The sequence below is a fragment of the Epibacterium sp. ABZ3_068 genome (genome assembly GCF_056159265.1).
Genome location: NZ_JBSWUV010000002.1, coordinates 52,495 through 76,522, shown reverse-complemented (window position 1 = coordinate 76,522; position 24,028 = coordinate 52,495). Strand labels below are relative to the sequence as shown.

Here is a 24,028-nt window from a genome sequence, read left to right as displayed (position 1 = left end):
GCGTCAGGCTTAAACGCCCGTCACCTCGCCCTTTTGGGCTTAATCGTCGTCTTCAAGACCACCAACGAGCTGGACATTGTCCATCCCATCCGGCGCCATATCCTTTACAATCGTCAGGAAGTCTGCACCCACCAAACGCTTTGCCCGCTCTAGCAAAATCGGCAAAGGGCTGGAAGGCTCAACACGCTGATAATATGATATAATTCTTTCCAATGCGTTGGTTACATCCGCAGGTGTGTTAATGGCCCCCGGAACCACAACCGCTGCGGGTGCCGTAACGGCAACGCCGCCTGTGTCCTCTACAGAGTCCCCCTCATCCGGCGCGTCCTCTCCGGCCATACCACCCAGATCACGCATTTTGGCAGATAGAGTCCGCAGCAGTTTGATCAGCGGATCAAGCTCCGGCCCCTGACCCGGCGTTTTGTCATCAAACACGGCTGAGATGGCGCGCACGTCGGCCTCGGCCTGCTCCCAGGCAGCCAACCACTGCGCCAGTTCATCCGCATCGCTATCCTGAAACGCAGCGCTGACCGTGGCCCGGTCCGGCGGGTGATCCATATCACTGGCCGCCGTAGCCAACCCTTCGGCCACCTCGATGTCACGCAGTGAAAACCGGCCAAAACCACGGCTATTGGTCAACGGAACCCGCCGCAACGACCGGTACAGCGGCGAAGGCCCGCCCATCCCGTCCGGCTGCCCGCACAGACCTTGAACCGCGTTTATCCGCATCGTAGGGTCGCCGTCGTCCTCATCCAGCTCCGGATGGCACGTGTCCCAGAACTGCTCCAGCTGCCCCCGGATCAGCGAAATAGCCTTGGCAAACTCCTCCGGACCTTTTGTGTTCAACAAAGCATCCGCCAGAAACACAGCCGCACGCAACTCGTGGCTTTGTTCCAGCACCTCGACGGCTTTGACACAGACCTCACGGTAATCCGGATCGCTGGCCTCGATCCGCTCATCGCCCATAACCGACTCTTCGCCGGGCTGGGCCGCCAGCTCCATTTCAGTAAAGACCGGATCGTATTCCAGGTTCTCACCGCTGGGCGCGGCGTCACTTTTTGATTGCAATAGGATCTCTGGATCCATGCAAAGCCCCTCCAATTCGCACCAGGACAATTACGAAACAGACGACCAGGGCCCTATCACCCCCGGCACAGTGTCAATCCCGCAGAACCGATAACAATAACTTGACGCTGAGTGAGCCTTATCGGCATCCTAAAGTCAATTGCTTTCACACGTTTAAGTGAGTGTTCGATTATGAGTGCGACCCGGATTGAAGCCGAAGATGTCCGTACAATGATGCGCGAAGGCGCCAAGAAACGCATGAGTTTTGCGTTCTGCCTAGATGGATCCAAAGATCCTCTGGCCATGATCCAACCCGGAAAAAAGCCGGAAACCCTCAGAAACCTGTTGAAGAAATCCGGCGGTACGACACCCATGATGTGGGGCACCTATACCACCCGCTCGGATGTGGCCGAAATGATCTGCGAGGACTTTGCGACATCCCTTCTCGGCCAGTTCAAACGGTTCATCAAAAAGGGCCGCCCCGGCGTCAATGTGGTCTTTGTCGACAGCGGCGGCAATATGCTGGACAGTCTGAAACCCGAAGGGGCGGCACCTGTGGTCGAGGACACCGATGACCTCGACACCACCGGTCAGACCGATCAGTCTGTGCAGCCATTGATCAAACGCCTGAAACGGATCGAACCGCGCATCGCGCTGGCTCCGGGCAAGCTGGAGCTGAAACTGAAACGCGCGCTTGCCAAATGCGTGACCCAGATCAACGCCGGTGACTTGCAGCCCGCCGAAACCACCCTAACCGTAATCGAACGGGCCATCGCCCGCATTGGTAAAGACCGCGAGGATGAAGACACCGCAATGGCGCGCGCCCAACGGGAGCAGCAGGGCCGCGCCCTGCAATCCGGGGCCGAACGCGCCCGCAAGCTCAGCTCCAATATTGCCCGCACGCCGGGCAGCCCCGCACGGGACAAACTGGACCGTGCCGTCCATCTGGCCGCACGGCTGCTCAAAAACAGGAACCCGGAAAAAGCAAGCGCCGTCATGGACCGGGTCGAGGCCGCGCTGACCCAACTGACCTGACACGACCTGTACATTATGACCCTGCTGGAGAAAAAGATGTCCCATCTGCACCGCATATTCGCTTTGACTCTGGCCGCTGTGCTGCCCTGTGCGGCCATGTCCCAGAGCGTCGGCCCCCTAGGCGTGGAACTCAACAAGGTCGAAGAGATCAACGGCGGCGGATGCCGGGCCTTCTTCCTGTTTCGCAACCAGACCGGCAAATCCTTTGAAGCCTTTGAGATGTCTTTGGCCATTCTGGACGCTCAGGGCGTAATTGACCGGCTGCTCTCGATCAACGCGGCCCCCCTGCCCGTTCAGCGCACCACGCTGAAACTGTTTGAAATCCCCGAAATCGCCTGCAGCAATATCTCTGAAATGCTGCTCCATGACATCCCGGCCTGCACGCCTCAGAACGAAGAGCCGATGGATTGTTTCTCTGTCCTGTCGCTGTCCTCCCGCGCCGATATCCAGCTGGTGCAGTAACCCATGGGCAACCCATTTGACACATTGGGCAACAGCGCCCCGATCCTGATCCTGCTGGCGCTGATGTCGCTGGTGTCGGTTGGGGTGATCCTTGCCAAAATCGTGCAGCTCTGGCCCGCCGCAGCAGGCCATGCCAATCGCGCCGCGGCGCTGGCAGACTGGCGCGGAGGGGACCGCACCGCCGCCGTTCGCCGCATCGCACACTCCAAGGTGCCCGCCGACCGCATCCTGCATTTCGCCATGCAGTCCCTGCAGAAAGGCATACCCCCCGCCCCGCTGGAACGGGAATTGGAACGGCGCGGCAATGAAGAGCTGATCAAGCTCAACAGCCTGATCCGCCTGCTTGAACTGATTGCAATGGTCTCTCCGCTCCTGGGGCTTTTGGGCACGGTCCTTGGCATGATCCAAAGCTTTCAGGATCTGGAGCTGGCCCAAGGGGCCGCCAATGCCTCTATTCTGGCCGGCGGTATCTGGCAGGCGCTTCTGACTACGGCGGCAGGTCTGCTGGTGGCGATCCCGGCCGCGGTGGCGGCGGGATTGTTTGCCGCCCGCATTGACCGCGCCGCCCAATCCATCGAAAGCGCCGTCAGCGAGCTAATGCTGATCGAGGCCACCCGGTAGACGCGATGCAGCTCCAACGCCGCCATACCCCACGCGGATTGATCTCACTTGTTCCGATGATCGATGTGATGATGATCCTTCTGGTGTTCTTCATGGTGACGTCGACCTATCTGAACCTTGATATGATCCCTGTGGTCAAACCAGCAGGCACCGCAGGCCCGACCTCAGGCACCGACCGCGCAGCCCTGATGATCCGAATTTCGGCGGAGGGCCAATTCATGACGCGCGGCTCTGTTGTGACAGGGGATCAACTGGCACAGCTTCTGACAGAGACCGCCCGGACCGCGCCCGAGACACGCCTGTTCCTGCTGCCATCCGGCGCGGCCCCACTGCAATCCATGGTCGCGCTGATGGATCTGGCCGCGCAATCCGGCCTACATGACCTGCGCGTTCTGCGGCTGGAGGCGCACCGATGAAACTGCGCCGCCCCCGGCCCTCGGTCCAGTCGGAAACCATTGTGACGCTGATTGACGTGGTCTTCTTTCTCCTCGTCTTCTTCATGCTGATCGGACGTATGGACGCGACGGCACCCTTTGACGTCTCTCCGCCCGTGGCCCTCAGCGGGCAGGACATGCCGACGGGCGGGCTGACCGTGTCGATCTCTGAAACCGGCACCCTGGCGTTTGGCGGAGAGACCTACACTCTGGATGACCTTGCCGCCGTTCTGACCCCCACAAGTGAGGCCTCGCGCCTGCGGATCAACGCCCATCTGAAAACCGCAACCCGCCATGTGCTGCCGCTGATCACACTGGGCGAACAGCTGGGATTTGCCGAGGTTGTGCTGGTGGTCACACCTGAACTGCAAGAGGCCCGCCCGTGACCCGGCAGGCAGGGATCTGGGCCGCCGCTCTGGCAGGCTCGTTCCTGATGCATCTGGGCGGTTATGTGCTGGTCAAACATCACCTCGCCGCGCGCGCCATCCCGGAACAGCCCACCGGAACCAGCCAATTGGCGGTGCAATCAGAGCCCGTCCGTCAAACCACGGCAGAGACCGGCGACACCAGCGGCCAGGTCACACCGGAACAAACCGCAACGGGCCAGAGCATCACCGCCGGGGCGATTCCGCAGACCACGGCGAGACCGACTGCACCACCCGAGACTTCGCTTTTGGCAACCGCGCACGCAGGCACCAACCTCGCGGCCACCACACCCATTACCGCACCAACACCCCCGACCCGTCTGCCCACTGCGCACACCGTGGCAACATCTGGCGGCGCAACACCTGTGGTCGCAGTGTCTGCCCCGCTCACCTCGGTGGCACCCGGCCTGCCAGATATACACAGTCTTGCGGCGGCGGCGGCCCCGGTCATCCCCACCGCCGCAATCGCCGCATCCGGGACGGCGGTCCCTGACGTGGCCCCGCCTACCGCCACAGCAGACACAGTTGCGCCGCCTTCGGAAACGCTGGTGGTCCACAGACCAACCGGAGAGACGATCACCGCAGAACTCGCCTTCCTCGGCACGGCCCAGGACATCGACGCACAATCCCTTGCCGCTTTTCAGAGCTTTACCCAACCCGGTGATCTGATCGCTGGTTCGGATCCGTTGCGCGATGGGGTTGCCAGTATCCTGTCCCAAGTGCCCTGCGCCCGGTTGCAGGTGGAATTCGACCCCGAGACCACAACATTAAACGTACGCGGCCATCTTCCGGAGAGCGGATTGAAACCGCCGGTGCTGGCCCTTTTGCAACAACAGATGGGCGGCAATATCACGGTCTCGGACAAAATGGCGTTGCTGCCGCGCCCGCAATGCGGCGCGCTGCAGGCCATCGAAGACGTCGGCCTGCCGCAAAGCACCGACCAGATCACCAACCCTGCACTTCTGGGTGCCGATGCCCATGTGCGCACCTTCGACTTTCGAGCAGGGGATCTGTTGTTTCTGGACCTGACCGGACCTGACTACCCAGCCTTTGTCTATGTGGACTATCTGGACGCGGCCGGAAACGTGTTGCACCTCAGCCCAAATGACCACGCGCCCTTGATTGAACTGGCCGAGAAACAGCCCTTTTCCGTGGGGGCACGTGCCGGTCAGACCAGCGGCCTGCAACTGGTGATCGCCCCTCCCTTTGGACAGGAGATCGTGGTGGCCTTTGCCGCGTCACACCCGCTTTATGACGGCACCCGGCCACTGGTTGAACCTGCCGCGCCTTATCTTGATTGGTTGAATACCCAGGTAGAAACGCAACGGGCCGCATACGCCGATTTCAAAGGGGAATGGGTCTATTTTCTGGTCTCTACAGGGCCATAGGAACCGGGCCACAAAAAACCGCTACTGACAGGAATTATCCGCCCAGGCCCGCAGCACGGATTTGAACTGCCCGCCAAAGGGATGCGGTTTATGCAAGGAGCGCGCCGAGGCGGTCACCTGATAACGCTGCCCCTGTTCACAAAGACGTTCGCGGTTCCATTCATGGCAGTTTTTACATTGCTGCCCTTTCCAGACCTCGTCCGGCAGACCTTCGATGGGCGGGTAGTTCGGTGTCCCGTTGATCAGCTCCGCCATTGTGCGCCCGGCAATCTCGGTCAGCTCTGCCCCGATGGCCGCTTCAAAAGTCACCGAGGTCAGGGCCGCAATCGGCACCCCAGCCGCTTCGGCAAATGTACTCTCCGCCCTCAGGGAGGCCAACAGGCTCTGAGCCTCAGCCAGATGCTGCCCGGCGGGATAGCTGCGCAGGTATTCTTCGACCGCTTCGATGCTTTGGCGCGCCTTGGCCTCGCGGAACATCAGGCTTTCGGCAGACGGCAGGCCGTCAAGCGCCTGCGGATTACCCGTGACCTTGGGCAATGTGGCAGATACCGCCACATGCGGTGCAGGGGTGGTATTGCCCACGCGGAATGCAAAATCACTGACCAGAGACGATGTATCCCAGGGTGTCTGCATCCCCTGGCTTTGGGCCAGCACATCGCGACGCACGTTTTTGAACGCCTGTTCGATCTGCAATCCCGGCGTATCCATCTGCCGCACCAGCGCCTCGGTAAAGGGGCTGTTGTCCCCCTCGCCATCGAACGCCACTTCACCCGGAGCCGTCGCATAGGCCACAAAACTGCCGGTCGGCGCTTTCATCTCAGCCAGACCGTTTTCATTCAGCTCGGCGACCGTCTCAAACGGGTTGTTGCGGCAGGCGTCCAGAATAACGATATTTGTCCGGTTCCTGGCCGAGGCCATCTGGCGCAGCACAGACTGCGCCTCGACAGCCACCAGATCCAGATCCGCCGCATCCAGCAGCGCCACATCCACCGGCAACAGATAGTTGTTGCCAAAGCTCTGGACACCATGCCCCGCATAGTAAAACAGCCCGGTGGTTTCTTCGCCGGCATGACGCAGATCGCGGCCAAATTGGGCGATGGCCCGTTTCATGGTGACCTGTGTCGCATCCACCAGCAGCTGAACATCAAATCCCAGACGTTCCAAAGTTGTCGCCATCAGTTCGGCATCGTGGCTTGGATTGTCCAAAGGGGAAACCTGCCCATAGGCACTGTTGCCCACCACCAGAGCAATGCGCGGCTCTGCAGTGGCAGACAAAGTCTGCATCACATAAAGCGCGGCAATCAATACCAGTGAAAAAAGACGACTAAACATCACACCTTTTACTCGTGACAGAATTCTTTGGACCATCAACATGCACGGTTGCATTTGTAACCGGCCTCGGCAATCCTTCGCTTGGTTAAGATCGTCCCTTTTTCGGGCAATCTCCTTTTCATCCCTAGACCGACACCTGTGGTTTAACAAGTGAGCCTTATGAAACGGTTTCTAATCCTACTCTCCAGCCTTCTCTTACTCTCTGCGCCGGTCATGGCCCGCTCTCCGTTTGACGGCGGCTGGACCTTACAGCCAGCCTCATCGTCCCTCAGCTTTACATCGGTCAAAAAGGGCTCGGTCGCAGAGACAAGCCATTTCGACACCATCGAAGGCCAGATCGACGCCAGCGGCCTTGTCCGCATGCGGGTCACACTGGAATCTGTCGACACCGGAATTGACATCCGGGATGTGCGCCTCAGATTTCTGTTCTTTGAGACCTTTACATATCCTTTGGCCGAAATTGTGGCACAGGTCCGAAATGAGGATATCGCAGGCCTCAGCCCCGGACAAAGCCGCCAATTGGTTCTGCCGCTTCTGCTCACGCTGCATGGGATCACCGCCGAGGTGGACGCCCATGTGCGTGTTACCCTTCTCAGCGATCAGGACGTGACCATTCACACCATCCAGCCGGTTCTGGTTCCTGTGGAATCTTTCGAACTGATGAGCGGTTTCCGCAAGCTGGAAGAGGCCGCCGAGGCAAAGATCGTGCCCCTGGCCATGGTCACCGCCGACCTGCATTTCCACCGCGCAGCCGACCCGGATGCAGATCCCGATGCGCCAACACAGCCTGTTGCACAATCCACCGGTGCCAAACCCGTTGTTCAGGCCTCCAAACCGGTTGTTGTTGCACCGTCCGCTGCCGCAACACCGGCCCCAACGGCAGTGGAGCTTGCGGCAGCGGTCCAGACCGGCGGGTGCCTGTCGGGACTGGTGCAGATCGTCCAATCCACCCGCGTCTCATTTGCGGATGGGGGAGCCGTTCTGACCAGCAATGCCAAAGTGGCTTTGGACCAACTGGCAACCGTGCTGGTCAGCTGTCCGGCGGCCATGCTGGAAATCGCAGGGCACACCGACACCACCGGAAGCGCTACATCCAACAAGCGTCTCAGCCAACGCCGCGCCGAGCGTGTCGCCTCCTATCTGGCGCAAAAGGGCGTCCCGGAACAAAGGCTTGCCGCTGTGGGATATGGGGAAGCCTTCCCGCTGGTGCCCAATACCAGCGATGAGAACCGCGCCCAGAACCGGCGCATCACCATGCGGATCCTGAATTAAACGCCGTCCAGATCCAGACGGAATTTCAAAAACTGCGCGCCGTCCTGTGTGACCTCACCCAGGGCGGCGGCCCCCATCCGACGCAACGCACCCAGATGGCGCCGACTTGGTGGCAACAGGAAGGTCACAAAGGGGATGCGCGGATCCTGTCGTGCCCAGGTCAAAGCCTGCCGGGTGATCCGCAGCCCCAGACCAAAGGCTTCGGGCGTCAGGACCAGACCAAAATCCCACTCATCCCCCTCTTTCTGGAATCCACCCCAGCCAACATAAGCCCCGTCTGCCAAGATCGCCCAATGGCCCAGCCCATCGCGTTGCCAACAGGCTTCCTTGGCCGCAACCAAATCCCGGCTTTGCGCATCATCCCATGCCCCGGTCAACAGGGGCAGATGCGCCGCCACCCGTGGATCAGACATATGCGCGGTGATCACGGTCACTGGGATCTTGGGCAGGCGGGTGAACTCAATCTCGGGCAATGGGGTGGTCCTTTTGAACAGATCCCCCAGACCTGCCCTGCCAGATGACACGCGTCAATCACCCTGGCGCAGACGTGAACACATGAAAAAACCGCCCTCCTTTTTGGGGGAGGACGGCAGAGTTTTGTCAGATCAGTTGGATCCGCCTCAGCTGCGCTTGGGCCAGGCTTTGGGATCCAGATCCAGATCCGAGAAGTCTTCGATATTCAGAACCGGTCGTTCAACACCCGCTTTCAACTGCTTGCGGAAATCGTTCAGGATCCGCATCGCAACAGGGAACAGCATCATGATGACCATCAGGTTCACCAGCGCCAGAACCCCCATCATCGGATCCGAGAAGAAGAAGACCGAGGTCGCCGAAGGCGCAACCGCCCCCAGAAGCACCACCCCAATCACGCCGATGCGCAGCAGATGGATACCAATCGGGCTCTTCCACAGAACCGCCATTGCGTTCTCACCGAGGTAATAGTTGTAGATGATCGACGAGAAGGCAAACAGCAGCACAGCACCGGTCAGGAAATACTGGGTCCAATCGCCCAGATGCGCCACCAGCGACTGTTGGGTCAGAGCCACACCGTTCACGTCTTCTGCACCCGGCTGATAAACGTCACCCAGCAGGATCACAAATGCCGTGCAGGAACAGATGATGATTGTGTCGATAAACACGGAAAACGCCTGAGTAATACCCTGGCTGATCGGGTGACGTACTTCTGCCGTCGCCGCAACGTTCGGCGCCGAGCCCAGACCTGCCTCGTTCGAGAACAGACCGCGACGCAGACCTTGCGCAATCGCTGCGCCCATACCGCCGCCAACGGCCTCTTCCAGACCAAAGGCATTGGCAAAGATCGACGACAGAACCGCCGGGATCTCGCCCGCATTCATCACGATCACAACCAGCGATAGGCCGATATAGCCAAAGGCCATGACCGGAACCACAATGTCCGCGGCTTTGGCGATGCGGTGAATACCACCGTAAACGATGAAACCGGTCAGAACCGCCAGGAAACCACCGGTGTACCAGCGATCAATTCCCAACGAGTCATTGGCCGCAGCAGCAACGGTATTGCCCTGAAACGCGACAAAGCCCACGCCAAAGGCCGCCAGCAGACAGACCGCATAAACGATCGCCAGCCAACGATAGTTCGAACCCAGACCGTGAATGATCGCCAGCGCCGGGCCACCGCGATAATCACCATCGTCATCGGCCCGTTTGAACAGCTGCGCCAGCGAACATTCGACCAGACTGGTGGCCATGCCAACCAGGGCAATGGCCCACATCCAGAACACAGCACCCGGACCACCCAGGGTGATCGCAACCGCCACACCGGCGATGTTACCGCCGCCGACACGACCACCAATCGACACCAACAGCGCTTCGCGCGCGGAAATCTTGTTCCCATCCTCAGGACCGCGGGTCAGAACCCGGAACATGCGACCAAAGAATTCAAACTGAACAAAACCGGTGGCCATGGTGATAAACAAACCCAGGACCACCAGAATAGGGATGAGCGACCACCCCCAAGTCAGGTCTCCAACAAGACCAAAGAAACTCTCAATATGAGCCATTATCCCCTCCAAATGCCCTTGTACGGGCTGGAATTTTTTTAGTGGGGCGTGGCCTATAGAGGGGGGAACAAACTGTCAATCATCGCCCATTTTTTAATCTTCAAGTCCCATTGTGCCTACTGTTTAATCAAAGCCGCTATGCAGCACGTGCAACGCTACGTCACAAATGGAATTTTCCTTGTTATATCAACAGCTCGCATAAACGCGCCTTCAGCGCAGTTTGCGGCCCATTCTGCCCCCCAATTGCACCGGAAAAATATTCTGGGAAATCAGATTGCAACCGCAGAATTCAGCGCCCAGGACGTTTTTTCGCGACTCACTTTCTTGGGCGCGCGCAGGAAAATGATCGCCGGGTGGTTGATCTGTGCCACCTTCATCTGCTCCGGCAATTGTCCGATTTCAGCATGCAAAACCGCCTCCCCCGGTTTGCTGGCCGAGGCCACGACCTGCACCGCCATTTTGGCATCAAAGCCAGCCTCCAGCAGCTGACGACGCAGGTCCTCGGCGGTGCGCGTCGCCATATATAGCGCCACGCTGGTGCCCGGTTGTAACAGCGCCGCAATATCCGGCGCAATGTCCCCCTCGCGGCAGGTTCCGGTGGCAAACACCACCCGGTCGCTCAGCCCCCGGCTGGTCAGCGATTGTCCCAATGTGGCCGCCGCCGCGCTGGCGGCGGTGATGCCGGGGATGATCTCAACCTCCAGTCCGGCTTCTAACGCAGCGGCGCGTTCCTCGTCAGCGCGGCCAAAAATGCTGGGATCCCCACTTTTCAGACGCACCACATGCTTGCCCATCTGCGCCAAGGAGATCATCAACTGATTGATCGCCTCCTGTGGCCAGGCACAGGCCCCGACCTCTTTGCCGACAAACATCTGCTCGGCACGTGGGTTCACCAGATCCAGCACCTCCGGCTCGATCAACCGGTCATACAGAACCATATCGCAGCTTTGCAAAACCCGCAGCGCCCGCAGGGTCAGCAGATCCGCCGCTCCGGGCCCCGCCCCCACCAAAGAGATTCGGCCCTGGGGGCCTTCTGCCGGAACAAAAGGGTCCAGGGCCGACAAGTTGGGGAGTAGTGTCATTCCGCAGCCATCCTTTGGTTGCTGGTGGAGTCGAGAAGCTCCTGAATTTCAGGTGTGCAGGATCCGCAATTGGTGCCTGCGCCGGTGCACTCTCCCAACAGCGGGATTGTATTTGCACCACCGGCAATCGCGCGGCGCAGATCTTCGCGGCCCACATCCATACAGGCGCAGACAATTGCCCCTTTGGCGGGTTGATCGGCACCGGGCACCCCGGCCAGCACCTGCAACGGCGCAACCTCTTTGCCGATCTGGCCAACACTGGCACTGCGCGCCACCGCCACGGGCGCAGGCCCGGCAAAGAACACCCCGGCCAGAACCGGCCCCCGGTGGATCGCCACGCGCACCAGACCCCGCGCGGCATCCTCAACCACGCTGGCCTCCCCGTCCGGCAGGTTCAGGATCTGGCGGGCTTCACCCTCCCAGTCCTGCGGCAGTTTGTGGCCTGCAACTTCGGCACGCCAGCCTGTCTTGGTCCGGGCCACGGCGGCATAGGGGCGCGCGGGCGACATCTGCGCCGCGCTGGCGGCAAACCCATACCAAGCCGCGACATAGGGCGTGACCCCGACGCTGGATCCTTTCAGCGCCGGCTGACCCGAGACCGGATCAACCACGCCGGTGACCAACGCATTGACCCGCCCCTGGCTTGCGGTTTCACCGGTCCAATGCATCGGGGCAAAACACTCGCCGACCCGCACCTTGTCCGAGACCAAGACCCGCAACAGCGCGCGGCCGTGGTTGTTTATCACCTCCGCCAGACCAGCCTCCTCCAGACCAATCCGGGCGGCGTCCTCTGGGTGAATTTCCAGATAGGGTTCTGCCAGATGTGCCCCCAGCTGTGGCGCGCGCCCCGTGCGGGTCATCGTATGCCAGTGATCACGCACCCGCCCCGTGTTCAGCCGCAGCGCGGTTCCGTGGTCCGACAGCGCAGGCGGCGTGATCGCCAGCATCCGCGCCTTGCCATCCGAATGGTAAAACCCACCCCCCGCAAAAAACCGTTTGGGGCTGACCCCATCCGCCGGAACAGGCCAAACCGTGGGCGCCAGCGCGTCGTAATCACTGTCGCTCAGATCCGCGAGGCCCGAGATATCAAAATCCCGCCCCTGATGTGCGGCCACGCCGGACAATGCCGCGTGTTCGCGGAACACCTCGGCTTCATTGGCAAAATCAAAAGCCTCCGCCCAGCCCATCCGGCGGCCCACCTCGGCGATAATCGCCCAATCCGGGCGCGCCTCACCTGGGGTTGGCAAAAACGGGCGCTGGCGCGAGATGCAGCGTTCGGAATTTGTCACTGTACCCGATTTCTCACCCCAGCCGGTGGCGGGCAGCAACAGGTCACAGCATTTATTGGTATCCGTATCAGCCAAAATATCGCTGACCACGGTAAAGGGCACGGTTCTGATCGCCTCGGCCACCTGATCGGCTTCGGGCATGGACACGGCCGGGTTTGTCGACATCACCCACAACGCCTTGATATTGCCATCGGCGCAGGCCTGAAACAGATCCACCGCTTTTAAACCCGGCTTATCCGCCATCCGAGGCGCCGCCCAGAATTCACGCACCGCGCTGCGGTGGCCCGCGTTTTCCAGATCCAGATGGCAGGCCAGCATATTCGCCAGCCCCCCCACCTCGCGCCCGCCCATGGCATTGGGCTGGCCAGTCATGGAAAACGGCCCCATGCCCAGACGTCCGATGCGCCCTGTGGCCAGATGGCAGTTGAGGATCGCATTGACCTTGTCGCTGCCACAATAGGACTGGTTCACGCCCTGACTATAAAGCGTCACCACCTTTTCGGTGGAACACCACATGTCCAGAAACTGCGCAATCTCATCCTCACGGAGGCCGCAGGGATGCGGCGTCCCTGCGGCCTCTAATGCCGCACCCAAGCCCTCCACATGAGCATCGACATAGTCCTGATTGATCAGCCCACGGCGCGAAATCTCAGCCAGCAGGCGGTTGAACAAGGCCGCGTCCCCATCGGGCGCAATCGCCAGATGCAGGTCGGCGGATTTGGCGGTGGCGGTGCGACGCGGATCGATCACCACAATCTTCAGATTGGGCCGCGCGGCTTTGGCGGCTTCCAGACGGCGGAACAGAACCGGGTGGCACCAGGCTGTATTGCTGCCCACCAGCACCACCAGATCCGCCTGCTCGAAATCCTCATACTGCCCCGGCACCGTATCGCTGCCAAAGGCGCGTTTGTGCCCGGCCACCGATGAGGCCATACACAGGCGTGAATTGGTGTCGATATTGGCCGAGCCGATGAAGCCTTTCATCAGCTTGTTCGCCACATAGTAATCTTCGGTCAACAACTGACCCGAGACATAAAATGCCACCGAATCCGGGCCATGGTCACGAATGGCAGCCAGGAATTTTTCCGCCACCAACCCCAGCGCGTGATCCCAGCTGACGTCTTTGCCCCTTAGGCGGGGCGCCAGCAAGCGCCCTTCCAATCCAACCGTGTCCCCCAAAGCGGTACCTTTGGAGCACAAACGCCCAAAGTTCGCCGGGTGTTTGGGATCACCCAAAACAGGCGTATCTGGCTGGGCCAGAACCCCACATCCAACACCACAATAGGGACAGGTCGTACAGGTTGTCATTCGGCAGCTCGCAGTTGAAGGAAAGAGGCTTCCAGCATGATCCGGCCCTCGGCCACTTGCGCGGGATAGGTCGCAACCTGCCCCTCATCCGCGCCCTGGGCCTGACCTGTTTCCAGATCAAACACCCAATTGTGCAGCGGGCAGGTCACGGATTTGCCGTGCACGATCCCTTCGGCCAGGGGCCCCTGTTTATGAGGGCAGGCATTGTCCAGCGCATAAACCTCATCCTCGGCGGTGCGAAACACCGCCACGCAGCCAAAGGTGGTTTTGATCACCCGCGCGCCGCGTTGGGGCACCGCATCCAAAGCGCCGATATCGATCCAGTCGCTCATTCTGCGGCCTCCAGTTTCTTGAAGTCGGCCAGAGGTTTGTAGCTTTCGGCCTTGTCCTTGACGTGTTCGGCCCAGGGATCCTTGCGATAGATCGACTGCGACAGCTCAAACCGGTCCACCAGCGCTTGACGCTCTTTGGCGTCATTGACCCGTTCGGCGATCCACTCCAAGCCCACTTTGGCCATCCACTTGTAGATCCGGTCCAGATATTTGGCGTTCTCGCGATACATCTGCGTCACCGCTTTGATCACGTCGATCGCCTCGTCTTCGGTTTCGACCTGAATCAGCCCGGTGGTCTCACGCACATCCATGCCCGCAGCGCCGCCGATGGACACCTGATAGCCGCTGTCAACACAGACAACGCCAATGTCCTTGCAGGTGGCTTCGGCACAGTTGCGCGGACAGCCCGACACGCCCAGCTTCAGCTTATGCGGCGTCCACGACCCCCACAGCTCCTTCTCCAGCTTGATCCCCAATCCGGTGGAATCCTGCGTGCCAAACCGGCAGTGATCGGTGCCCACACAGGTTTTCACCGTGCGCAGACCTTTGGAGTAGGCATGGCCTGACACCAGACCGGCATTGTTCAGATCAGCCCAGATCTCTGGCAAGTCTTCGCCTTTGACACCCAACAGGTCGATCCGCTGACCACCGGTGACCTTGACCGTGGGAACCGCAAACTTATCCGCCGCATCGGCAATCGCGCGCAGCTCATCCGGCGTGGTGATCCCACCCCACATGCGCGGCACGACTGAGAACGTGCCGTCCTTTTGAATGTTGGCGTGTTTACGTTCGTTGATGAACCGGCTTTGCGGATCGTCTTTGTATTCCAGCGGCCAATCGGCCAGCAGGTAAAAGTTCAGCGCAGGCCGACAATGGTGACACCCACAGGATGTCTTCCACCCCAGCTCCTGCCAAACGGCTGGCATGGATTTCAGCTCTTTCGATTTGATCAAGCGCCGCACGTCCTCATGGGTCAGATCGGTACAGCCACACATCGGCTTGGCCGCAGGCATCACAAAATCATCGCCCAATGTGGTGGCCAGCACCTGCTCCACCAGACCGGTACAGGTCCCGCAAGAAGCCGAGGCCTTGGTCACCGCTTTTACCGCATCCAGATCGGTTGCCCCATTCTGGATCGCCTCGACAATCTGACCTTTACATACGCCGTTGCAGCCGCAGATTTCTGCGTCAGCCGGTAAGGCTGCAACGGCCGCCATAGGGTCCAGCGGTTCTCCCCCCTGATAGGCAGGACCAAAGATCAACGTCTCGCGCATCTCTGAAATATCGGTCTTGTCCTTGATCAGGCCAAAGAACCAATTGCTGTCGGCAGTATCCCCGTAAAAGACCGCACCAACCACGATGTTGTCTTCGATGACCAACCGTTTGTAGACACCGCGCGCCGGATCGCGGAACACGATATCCTCGCGCCCTTCTCCATCGGCAAAATCCCCGGCCGAGAAGAGATCACAGCCCGTGACCTTCAGCTTGGTCGACAGCTCCTTTTGCACAAAAGCAGCGTCCTGCCCCATCAGGGTCTGCGCCAGCACTTTGGCCTGGTCATACAAAGGCGCCACCAATCCAAACAGCGCGCCGTTGTGTTCTACACATTCGCCAACGGCAAAGACATTTTCATCCGAGGTCAGCATCTGGTCATCCACATGGATGCCCTTGCCCACCGCCAGACCGGCCTCTTGCGCCAGGGCCACATTGGGGCGAATGCCCACGGCCATCACCAACAGATCACAGGGCAGCTCGGTCCCGTCATCCAACATCAGCGCGCGGACTTTGCCGTTCTCACCCAGGATCTCTCTGGAATTGGCAGAGCATTTGACCGTAATGCCCTTCTCCACCAGCGCCTTGCGCAGCAGATAACCCGCCGCCTCGTCCAGCTGGCGTTCCATCAGATGCGGCATGATGTGGACAACCGTCACATCCACACCCCGCGCCGCCATGCCAGCTGCCGCCTCCAGCCCCAACAGACCGCCGCCGATGACAACCGCTTTGTGGCCTTTGCCCAGGCTCATCATCTGTTCGGTGTCTTCCAGATCGCGGTAGGCAATCACACCGTCCAGATCATGACCCGGCAGCGGGATCATAAACGGGTTCGACCCGGTGCCAAACACCAGCTTGTCATAGGCCAGCACATCGCCGTTTTCCGCCGTCACCGTCTTGGCCGCGCGGTCGATGCCTGTGACCTTCTCGCCAAAGCGGCAGGTCACATTGCGCTCGGTATACCAGGTGTCATCATGAGTGACGATATCCTGATAGGTCTGATCCCCCGCCAGAACCGGCGACAGCATGATCCGGTTATAGTTGCCACGCGGCTCCGCATTAAACAGGGTGACGTCAACATCCGCCCCGTTGTCAAAAAGGTGCTCCAACACCCGACCCGAGGCCATGCCGGCACCAATTACAATTATCTTCTGTGTCATCTCTTTCACTCCGCTGCGATCGGCTTGGCCGCCGCTTTGGGTTTGGGCTGGGATTTTGGGGTGGCGCCGTGTTCGTATTCCTCAAGGAAGTCGAGCACGTCCTGGCGATAGCGGTAGTAATCCGGGTGCTCCAGCAACGCCTTACGGGTGCGCGGGCGCGGCAGGTCCACATCCACGATCTTGCCGATGGTCGCTTGCGGCCCGTTGGTCATCATCACCACACGGTCGGCCAGCAAGATCGCCTCATCCACATCATGGGTCACACAGATCGCGGTCACTTTGGTGCGCGACCAAACCTCCATCAGTACCTCTTGCAGCTCCCAACGGGTCAAGCTGTCCAGCATCCCAAAGGGTTCATCCAGCAACAAAAGCTTGGGCGACAAGGCAAAGGCCCGCGCAATCCCCACCCGCTGCTGCATGCCGTTGGACATGGACGATGCAGGCTTGTCCATCGCATCCGCCAGACCCACCCGTTCCAGATAATATTCCACCACATCCTGCCGTTCGGCTTGGCTGGCCTTGGGATAGACCTTGTCGACCCCGATGGCGCAGTTTTCACGGGCCGACAGCCAGGGGAACAGGTTCGGCGACTGGAAGACGACAGCGCGTTCCGGGTCCGCGCCCTCAACGTGTTTCTTGTCCAGCTTGATCGCCCCTTTGGAGATCTCATTCAGCCCCGCCGCCATGGTCAGAACCGTGGATTTACCACAGCCCGAATGCCCGATCAGCGAGATAAACTCCCCCTTGTTGATCTGCAGATTGAAATCTTCGACTACCGTCAACGGCCCTTTGGGCGTCGGATAGACTTTGTGCAGCTGCGAGAAATCCAGGAACCGTTCTTCGGTCAAGGATTTCGACGCCTCGGTCACCGCTGTGGGCAGCCCGTGGATCGGGGTCACATCCGGCAGCTCCTTGGTGCCTTCCGCCTTGGCCTCGATCCCGACGTCCATCAGGTAATTGGTGACCTGCATCCGCAGCTGTTTGAACCCCTCGTGATGGTTCATCTCACTGCGCTCGCGCGGCCGCGGAATGGTGACTTTGAACTCATCCCCCAAGGTGCCATCCGGGTTGAGCGCGATGATCCGATCCGCCAACAGGATGGCTTCATCCACATCATTGGTGATCAATACGCAGGTCTTCTTGTCCGCGTCCCAGATCGCCTCGATCTCATCCGCCAGATTGGCCCGCGTCAGCGCATCCAAGGCCGACAGCGGCTCATCCAGCAGCAGCATTTCCGGATCCATCGCCAGGGCGCGGGCAACGTTGACCCGCTGACGCATGCCTCCCGACAGTTCAGCAGGGCGCCGCGTGGTGGCATGTCCCAGCCCCACCATTTTGACGTAATGGTCAACCTTGGCCGCCTTCTCTGCTTTGGAGAGGCCCGGGAACATCGTGTCCACCGCCAGGCTCACATTGCCGTTCACCGTCAGCCACGGCATCAAGGAATAGCTCTGGAAGATCACACCGCGCTCCGGCCCCGGACCGGTGATCGGCCTGCCCTTAAAGCTCACAGATCCCCGCGTCGGCGTCTCAAGCCCCGCCATCAGATTGATCAGCGTCGTCTTGCCGGTGCCCGAAAATCCAAGGAGCACAAGGAACTCGCCCTCCTCAACTTGCAGATTGATGTCGTTGAGAACTTCGGTTTTGCCCGCGCCTTCACCAAAGCTTTTGTAGACGTTTTTGAATTCCAACACAGCCATGTCGATCACCGGTTATTGGTAAAGGTGAACAGGGACTGGATCGCATACATCATCCGATCCAACAGGAAGCCGATGACGCCGATGGTCAGAACCGCAACCATGATCTTGGCCAGCGATTGGCTCGACCCGTTCTGGAACTCATCCCAGACAAACTTGCCCAGACCCGGGTTCTGCGCCAGCATTTCCGCGGCAATCAGAACCATCCAGCCCACACCCAGGGACAGGCGCAAACCGGTAAAGATCAAAGGCAGCGCGGAGGGCAAAACCAGCTTGGTGATCTTGGTCCAGGTGTTCATTTTCAGAACTTTGGACACGTTGACCAGATCCTTGTCGATCGACGACACACCCAGCGCTGTGTTGATCAGCGTGGGCCACAGCGAACACAGCGTCACGGTGATGGCCGACACCAAGAAAGATTTCGAGAACAGGCCGTCATTGGTGGTATAAGTGGCCGAGACGATCATGGTCACAATCGGCAACCACGCCAGCGGCGACACCGGTTTGAAGATCTGGATCAACGGGTTCAGCGCCGCATTTGCCGTCTTGGACAGACCGGCGGCAATCCCCATCGGCACCGCAACGGCCGTGGCAATCAAAAAGCCAAAGAACACGGTTTTGATCGAGGTCCAGATCTGAGCGTAATAGGTCGGCTTACCGGTATAGGTGCGGTGCTTGACCTTGTCTTCCTTACCCGCCGCGATCAGCTTTTCGTTGCGCACCTCTTGGCGTTCATAAAAGGCCGCTTCCTTCTCCCGTTCGCGTTTGGCATCCGCGTTCAGGTTCCCCACCTGCTCCCAGACCTGCGCCGGTCCGGGGATCGCCCCCAATGAGGTCTGAACCTGCGGCGCAAGCCAGGCCCACAACAGCAGGAACCCCGCAATCGCGCAGACCGGCACGCCCAGCAATTGCCAGATCTCTTTGCCCTGCGCTTTGGGGTTGTCGCCTGCAATGGCTTTCAGAATGGGCGTGATCCAGGCCAGGCCCAAAACCTGAAACCAGGCATCCGCCTTGTTGATCCGCGCAAACACACGCTCTTTCTTGGCGGCACGCGCCGCATCTTCGGCAAATTGGGGGTCGACGGTGGTCATGATGCGTCCTTCACATCTATCTTGGTATGAGAGAGAGGGCGGGAGGGAACGGGACGGTGGGCGGGGCGACGTTGCCGTCAGGCAACCAGCGTCGTCCCACCCGTCCAGATTACGGCTTACCCTTGGACTTCATTGCCAACGACAACCTGATCACCCTTCAGGCCGATTGGCAGGCTCTCCAGATAAGCGTTCGGGGTTTTGCCATCAAAAGGAATACCATCGATGATGTCTTCCGCCGGGGTTGGCGCTTTGTACCCATCGCTGTCCCAGGGAAAGTCCCCCTCATTGGCCAGACCTTCTTCGACCAGCATCTTGGCCGCTTCCAGATAGATCTCAGGCTTATACACCGACTTCGCCACTTCATCATACCAGCTGTCGGATTTGGCTTCTGGGATCTGGCCCCAACGGCGCATCTGGGTCAGATACCAGACCGCATCGGAATAGAACGGGTATGTGGCATTGTACCGGAAGAACACGTTGAAATCCGGAACTTCGCGCTTGTCGCCCTTCTCATATTCAAAGGTCCCGGTCATCGAGTTCGCGATCACGTCGTAATCCGCACCCACATATTCCGACCGGCTCAGGATCTCTACGGCCGCTTCCCGGTTGGCGTTGTCGTTCTCATCCAGCCACATGGCCGCACGGATCAGCGCTTTGGTAATCGCCAACGTGGTGTTCGGGTTTTCTTCGGTGAATTCTTTGGACAGGCCAAAGACCTTTTCCGGGTTGTTCTTCCACAGCTCATAATCGGTGATGACCGGCACGCCGATGCCTTTGAACACGGCCTGCTGGTTCCACGGCTCGCCCACGCAATAGCCATGGATGGTGCCCGCTTCCATGGTGGCCGGCATTTGCGGCGGCGGGGTCACAGACAATAGAACATCCGCACCAATCTGACCCGAGATATCGTCGGGCGAGTAAAAACCCGGCTGCAGACCACCGGCGGCAAGCCAATAGCGCAGCTCATAATTGTGGGTGGACACCGGGAACACCATGCCCATGTTGAACGGCTTGCCCTGGTCTTTGTAATCTTCAACCACGGGCGCCAGCGAGGCCGCCGAAATGGGGTGTTGTGGGCGACCATCGTCCATTTTTGGCACATGCGGCAACATCTGCTCCCAAATCTCGTTCGACACGGTGATCCCGTTGCCGTTGAGGTCCATTGAGAATGGGGTGACGATATGCGCTTCGGTGCCATAACCGATGGTCGCCGCCAGCGGCTGTCCCGCCAGCATATGGGCGCCGTCCAGCTGACCATCGATCACGCCGTCCAGCAGAACTTTCCAATTGGCCTGCGCTTCCAATGTCACAAACAGGCCTTCGTCTTCAAAATAGCCGTTCTCATAGGCCACAGCCAGCGGCGCCATGTCGGTCAGCTTGATAAAACCAAACTTCAGCTCGTCTTTTTCAACATCCAGGATTTCAGCCCAAACGGGGGATGCCAGCGCAGTGGTGGCAGCCAGGGTGGCTATAATACGTTTCATGTCGCTTCCTCTGTCAGACTTGTTCGCAGGCCCTTATGGGCGGGCCAAAACAAAAAGAAGCCGCTTGATCACATCCGGGCCGGGAGGAGGGATAGCCCAAAAAGGATCAAGCGGCTTTGCTTGGATGTCCGCACGCCATGGCAGACATATGTCGGTGGAACGCCATTGTTCCGAATTTCTATATTCATCCTGTCGGGTCACAGGCTCGGGGGTCAAGCGCTGGGTAAGGGTCAAACTTTGAATGCTGCTAATGCAGTCTCATTTTTCTGCATCTGCACAAAACTTGCTCACACTTAGGACGGATCACGCCCGTCTGATGCTTCAAACGGGTCAAAAACCCGTCCGTCGAAAAACTGGTCCGGCTCCAGAATCAGCGTCCCCGAAGCCGATGCGACCTCTGTCGGCACCCCTATTGCGCCTTCCAGTTTCTCGCTGGCACCCGGCAAATCCACATGCAGCGGCTCCAGTGCATGGCGATAGATGTCACTGCGAAACACCTCGGCCGCCGTGCGGCGCGCGGCATCCCTGTCCAGCCCCACCCGCTGGGCAATCTTCTGCCCGATCCAGGCCGCCTGGCTGCGCCAGGGAAAACTGGCCGCCCCCCCATGGAAACGCAGGAACCCGTCACACTGCCGGGTCTCTCCGGTGGGAGAGACCACAATCCGCCCGGTCAATCCGCGCTCCAGGATCTCAGCCGGCACATCCAGATATTCCCGACGCGACAGAATATCTGTGGCGGTGCCCTGGTTCTCTGGATTTTCGATCCACCGACTGGCCCGCCACAGGGCCCGCACCAGCGCCTCGGCCAGATCCGTATTGTCATCGGCCCAGGGCGTGCACACCGCCAGAACCTTTTCAGGAGCCGCCCCCCAGATCGCGCGCCCCGGCAACAACAGGCTGCCCAAGCCCCGCTCCACCGCAAAGGAGCCCCAGGGCTCGCCAACAAAAAACGCCTCAATCTCTCCGGCTGCCATGGCTTCGGCCATCAGCGGCGGCGGAATGGTGCGCACATCCAACCCCTGCGGGGCCGGCAGACCAATCGCGGACAGCCAATAATAAAGCAGCTCCGCATGCATCGAAAACGGGAACGGCACGCCAATGCGCAGCTTGCCATCCACCGCAGCTTGCAACGCGGCGCCCACCGCACGGGGGTCGCAGAATGTATTCTGAAATCCGTTGGCCTGCATCCGCGCCACCAGATCAGCGCTGGCCCCAAGCACATTGCCATTGACCGAAGTCACCGCCAGTGCCGAAAACCGCGCTTGTCGCCCCCCCAGCCCGAGGGCCGACACCACCGGCACCGGTGACAGCATATGCGCCGCCTCAACCGAGCCAATCGCCAGCCAGTCCCGCAAGGTCGACCAGCTCGGGGCCTTTTGCATGTCAAAGCTCAGGCCTTCTTCCTCGGCAAATCCAATTTCGCGCGCCACCACATAGGGAGCCACATCCAACAGCGGGATGAACCCGATTTTCACCTGACGCGCCTTCATGACAACAACCCCGCGGCGGTCACAATGGCTTCGGCCACATCTACCATCTTGCGCCCCTGGCTCATCGCGGTTTTGCGCAGCAACGCATAGGCGGCGTCCTCATCCAGCCCCTTGGCCTTCATCAGGATGCCCTTTGCCCGATCGATCACCTTGCGCTCTTCCAGCGCACGTTTGGTCGCCTGCAGCTCGGCGCGCACCTGCTGGAACATATGAAACCGGGTCACCGCCGCCTCGACGATGGGTTTCAACCGCTCGGGCCGCAACCCATCCACAACATAGGCTGAGACGCCCGCCTCGATGGCGGCTTTGGCCAGACCCTCATCGCTTTCGTCGACAAACATCGCCACCGCGCGTTCCTGCGGACCCGATGCCAGTGTCAGTTCCTCCAGAATATCGCGCGAAGGGCTGGCAATATCGATCAGCACGATATCGGGATTGGTTTCCTGAATCCGGCGCGCCAGGCCGGTTTCCTCGGCCAGCACCACAACCTCATGAGGACCCGCGGCCTTCAGGCTCTCGATGATCTGCAGGGCGCGATCGCGGTCCTGCTCAACCACAACTATGGACAAAGGTGTCTGCATATCTGTTCCTGTGCCCCGTCTTTGTGGCAAACTGGTCATGGCGCGATGACGCAGGAGGGTGTTGAGATCGCTTGCCGCACGATCTATAGGCATGATTCCGTGCGCTGCACAATTTTTGACCAGTTTGAAAACACGAGGCCACCCCCTGCCCCCATCTGCATCCACACATGCCCAACTGCAAGAGACCCTGGATCGGATCGCTGCCCGTATGGCCAGTTTCCCCGACCGGGGCAAAGTGGCGGATTACATACCGGAGCTCGCGCATGTTGACCCGGACCAATTTGGCATTGCCGTTGCCCTGCCCGACGGCAGCCTGCTGAGCGCGGGCGATGCGGATACGCGGTTTTCAATCCAGTCGGTCTCCAAGGTCTTTAGCCTGGCGCTTGCACTGGGGCGGCTTGGCGATCAGCTCTGGCAGCGAGTTGGGCGCGAACCTTCGGGCCTGCCGTTCAATTCGATCCTGCAACTCGAAAACGAAGGCGGCATCCCGCGCAACCCGTTTATCAACGCAGGCGCCCTGGCCGTGACCGACGCCATCCTCGAAGGCCACCAACCACGCGAAGTGCTGGGAGAGCTGCTGCGCTTTGTCCAATCGGCCTCTGGCGACAGTGACATCCGCATCAACGAACATGTGGCGCGCTCGGAAACCGCCCATGGCGACCGCAATATGGCCCTTGCGCATTTCATGGCTGCTCATGGCAACCTGCGCAACCCCCCTGCCCTGACCTGTGGCACCTACTTCCACCAATGCGCCCTGGAAATGACTACTCGGCAGCTGGCCCTCTCCGGGCGCTTTCTGATCGGCGGTGAAACCCGGACCGAAATCCCGCATCTGATCTCCCCGAGCTCAGTGCGCCGCATCAACGCCCTGATGCTGACCTGCGGACACTATGACGGCTCTGGCGATTTTGCCTACCGGGTGAGCCTGCCCGGAAAAAGCGGCGTTGGCGGCGGCATCCTGGTCATTGCGCCGGGCCGCGCGGCGATCGCCGTCTGGTCGCCGGGACTGAACGCTCAGGGCAACTCGCAACTTGGCACATACGCGGTGGAACTGCTGGCCCGCGAAACCGGCTGGTCAATTTTCGGTTAAGACACAACCGCGACATATTTCTACAATTTATTGCGTTTTTATTGGTGAATTGCGTGCCTGGTTTACCGCTGTTCAACGC

General features: G+C 60.0%; 21 protein-coding genes. 8 read left to right on the top strand and 13 right to left on the bottom strand.

Annotation, left to right across the window (positions count from 1 at the left end):
- Window positions 1–39: 39 nt before the first annotated feature.
- Window positions 40–1,086, bottom strand: coding sequence for a type VI secretion system protein TssA (gene tssA / locus ACXAEW_RS20140; protein ID WP_474943140.1), 1,047 nt, complete (start codon window positions 1,084–1,086; stop codon window positions 40–42).
- Window positions 1,087–1,257: 171 nt separating this feature from the next.
- Here tssA and ACXAEW_RS20135 point away from each other — a divergent pair, with 171 nt between their 5' ends.
- The 6 genes from ACXAEW_RS20135 to ACXAEW_RS20110 all read left to right on the top strand — a co-directional run bounded on the left by ACXAEW_RS20135 (window position 1,258) and on the right by ACXAEW_RS20110 (window position 5,430).
- Window positions 1,258–2,100 (top strand): hypothetical protein, encoded by an 843-nt coding sequence (locus ACXAEW_RS20135; RefSeq protein ID WP_474943139.1) that lies wholly within the window; start codon window positions 1,258–1,260, stop codon window positions 2,098–2,100.
- A gap of 96 nt (window positions 2,101–2,196) precedes the next feature.
- Window positions 2,197–2,562, top strand: a complete 366-nt coding sequence (locus ACXAEW_RS20130) for a hypothetical protein (RefSeq protein WP_474943273.1) — start codon at window positions 2,197–2,199, stop codon at window positions 2,560–2,562.
- A 3-nt stretch (window positions 2,563–2,565) separates the two neighbouring features.
- A complete protein-coding gene (locus ACXAEW_RS20125; RefSeq protein WP_474943138.1) occupies window positions 2,566–3,183 on the top strand; it encodes a MotA/TolQ/ExbB proton channel family protein in 618 nt (205 codons plus the stop codon).
- 5 nt (window positions 3,184–3,188) lie between these two features.
- A complete protein-coding gene (locus ACXAEW_RS20120) occupies window positions 3,189–3,599 on the top strand; it encodes an ExbD/TolR family protein (protein WP_474943137.1) in 411 nt (136 codons plus the stop codon).
- Window positions 3,596–4,003: an ExbD/TolR family protein gene (locus tag ACXAEW_RS20115; protein ID WP_474943136.1), complete on the top strand. Its 408-nt coding sequence runs from the start codon at window positions 3,596–3,598 to the stop codon at window positions 4,001–4,003. Before ACXAEW_RS20120 ends, ACXAEW_RS20115 begins: the two co-directional genes overlap by 4 nt.
- Window positions 4,000–5,430, top strand: coding sequence for a DUF4384 domain-containing protein (locus ACXAEW_RS20110; RefSeq protein WP_474943135.1), 1,431 nt, complete (start codon window positions 4,000–4,002; stop codon window positions 5,428–5,430). The genes ACXAEW_RS20115 and ACXAEW_RS20110 overlap by 4 nt, the downstream gene beginning before the upstream one ends.
- Before the next feature lie 21 nt (window positions 5,431–5,451).
- On the opposite strand, the gene ACXAEW_RS20105 is transcribed toward ACXAEW_RS20110, so the two are convergent.
- A complete protein-coding gene (locus ACXAEW_RS20105) occupies window positions 5,452–6,762 on the bottom strand; it encodes a caspase family protein (RefSeq protein WP_474943134.1) in 1,311 nt (436 codons plus the stop codon).
- A 159-nt stretch (window positions 6,763–6,921) separates the two neighbouring features.
- On the opposite strand from ACXAEW_RS20105, the gene ACXAEW_RS20100 reads away from it, so the two are divergent.
- Window positions 6,922–8,034, top strand: a complete 1,113-nt coding sequence (locus ACXAEW_RS20100) for an OmpA family protein (RefSeq protein WP_474943133.1) — start codon at window positions 6,922–6,924, stop codon at window positions 8,032–8,034.
- Here ACXAEW_RS20100 and ACXAEW_RS20095 read toward each other — a convergent pair.
- From ACXAEW_RS20095 to ACXAEW_RS20045, 11 genes are all read right to left on the bottom strand, one after another.
- Entirely contained in the window at window positions 8,031–8,447 is a 417-nt protein-coding gene (locus tag ACXAEW_RS20095; RefSeq protein WP_474943272.1) for a hypothetical protein, read from the bottom strand. The two genes, ACXAEW_RS20100 and ACXAEW_RS20095, sit on opposite strands and share 4 nt — an antisense overlap.
- Before the next feature lie 207 nt (window positions 8,448–8,654).
- Complete coding sequence (locus tag ACXAEW_RS20090) at window positions 8,655–10,073, bottom strand: alanine/glycine:cation symporter family protein (RefSeq protein WP_474943132.1); 1,419 nt, start codon at window positions 10,071–10,073, stop codon at window positions 8,655–8,657.
- Window positions 10,074–10,342: 269 nt separating this feature from the next.
- A complete protein-coding gene (gene cobA / locus ACXAEW_RS20085) occupies window positions 10,343–11,155 on the bottom strand; it encodes a uroporphyrinogen-III C-methyltransferase (RefSeq protein WP_474943131.1) in 813 nt (270 codons plus the stop codon).
- On the bottom strand, window positions 11,152–13,752 hold the full coding sequence (locus ACXAEW_RS20080) for a nitrate reductase (protein ID WP_474943130.1): 2,601 nt from the start codon (window positions 13,750–13,752) through the stop codon (window positions 11,152–11,154). Before ACXAEW_RS20080 ends, cobA begins: the two co-directional genes overlap by 4 nt.
- On the bottom strand, window positions 13,749–14,084 hold the full coding sequence (gene nirD / locus ACXAEW_RS20075) for a nitrite reductase small subunit NirD (RefSeq protein ID WP_153217065.1): 336 nt from the start codon (window positions 14,082–14,084) through the stop codon (window positions 13,749–13,751). Before nirD ends, ACXAEW_RS20080 begins: the two co-directional genes overlap by 4 nt.
- Complete coding sequence (gene nirB / locus ACXAEW_RS20070; RefSeq protein ID WP_474943129.1) at window positions 14,081–16,516, bottom strand: nitrite reductase large subunit NirB; 2,436 nt, start codon at window positions 16,514–16,516, stop codon at window positions 14,081–14,083. The genes nirD and nirB overlap by 4 nt, the downstream gene beginning before the upstream one ends.
- Window positions 16,517–16,521: 5 nt before the next feature.
- The gene (locus ACXAEW_RS20065; RefSeq protein ID WP_474943128.1) at window positions 16,522–18,216 is read right to left on the bottom strand and encodes an ABC transporter ATP-binding protein; all 1,695 of its coding nucleotides are present in this window, start codon (window positions 18,214–18,216) and stop codon (window positions 16,522–16,524) included.
- A 5-nt stretch (window positions 18,217–18,221) separates the two neighbouring features.
- The gene (locus tag ACXAEW_RS20060; RefSeq protein WP_474943127.1) at window positions 18,222–19,304 is read right to left on the bottom strand and encodes an ABC transporter permease; all 1,083 of its coding nucleotides are present in this window, start codon (window positions 19,302–19,304) and stop codon (window positions 18,222–18,224) included.
- 116 nt (window positions 19,305–19,420) lie between these two features.
- A complete protein-coding gene (locus tag ACXAEW_RS20055; RefSeq protein WP_474943126.1) occupies window positions 19,421–20,788 on the bottom strand; it encodes a CmpA/NrtA family ABC transporter substrate-binding protein in 1,368 nt (455 codons plus the stop codon).
- Window positions 20,789–21,081: 293 nt separating this feature from the next.
- The gene (locus ACXAEW_RS20050) at window positions 21,082–22,278 is read right to left on the bottom strand and encodes an ABC transporter substrate-binding protein (RefSeq protein ID WP_474943125.1); all 1,197 of its coding nucleotides are present in this window, start codon (window positions 22,276–22,278) and stop codon (window positions 21,082–21,084) included.
- Window positions 22,275–22,859 (bottom strand): ANTAR domain-containing response regulator, encoded by a 585-nt coding sequence (locus ACXAEW_RS20045; RefSeq protein WP_474943124.1) that lies wholly within the window; start codon window positions 22,857–22,859, stop codon window positions 22,275–22,277. The genes ACXAEW_RS20050 and ACXAEW_RS20045 overlap by 4 nt, the downstream gene beginning before the upstream one ends.
- A 115-nt stretch (window positions 22,860–22,974) precedes the next feature.
- On the opposite strand from ACXAEW_RS20045, the gene ACXAEW_RS20040 reads away from it, so the two are divergent.
- The gene (locus tag ACXAEW_RS20040) at window positions 22,975–23,949 is read left to right on the top strand and encodes a glutaminase (protein WP_474943123.1); all 975 of its coding nucleotides are present in this window, start codon (window positions 22,975–22,977) and stop codon (window positions 23,947–23,949) included.
- The last annotated feature ends 79 nt before the right edge of the window (window positions 23,950–24,028 follow it).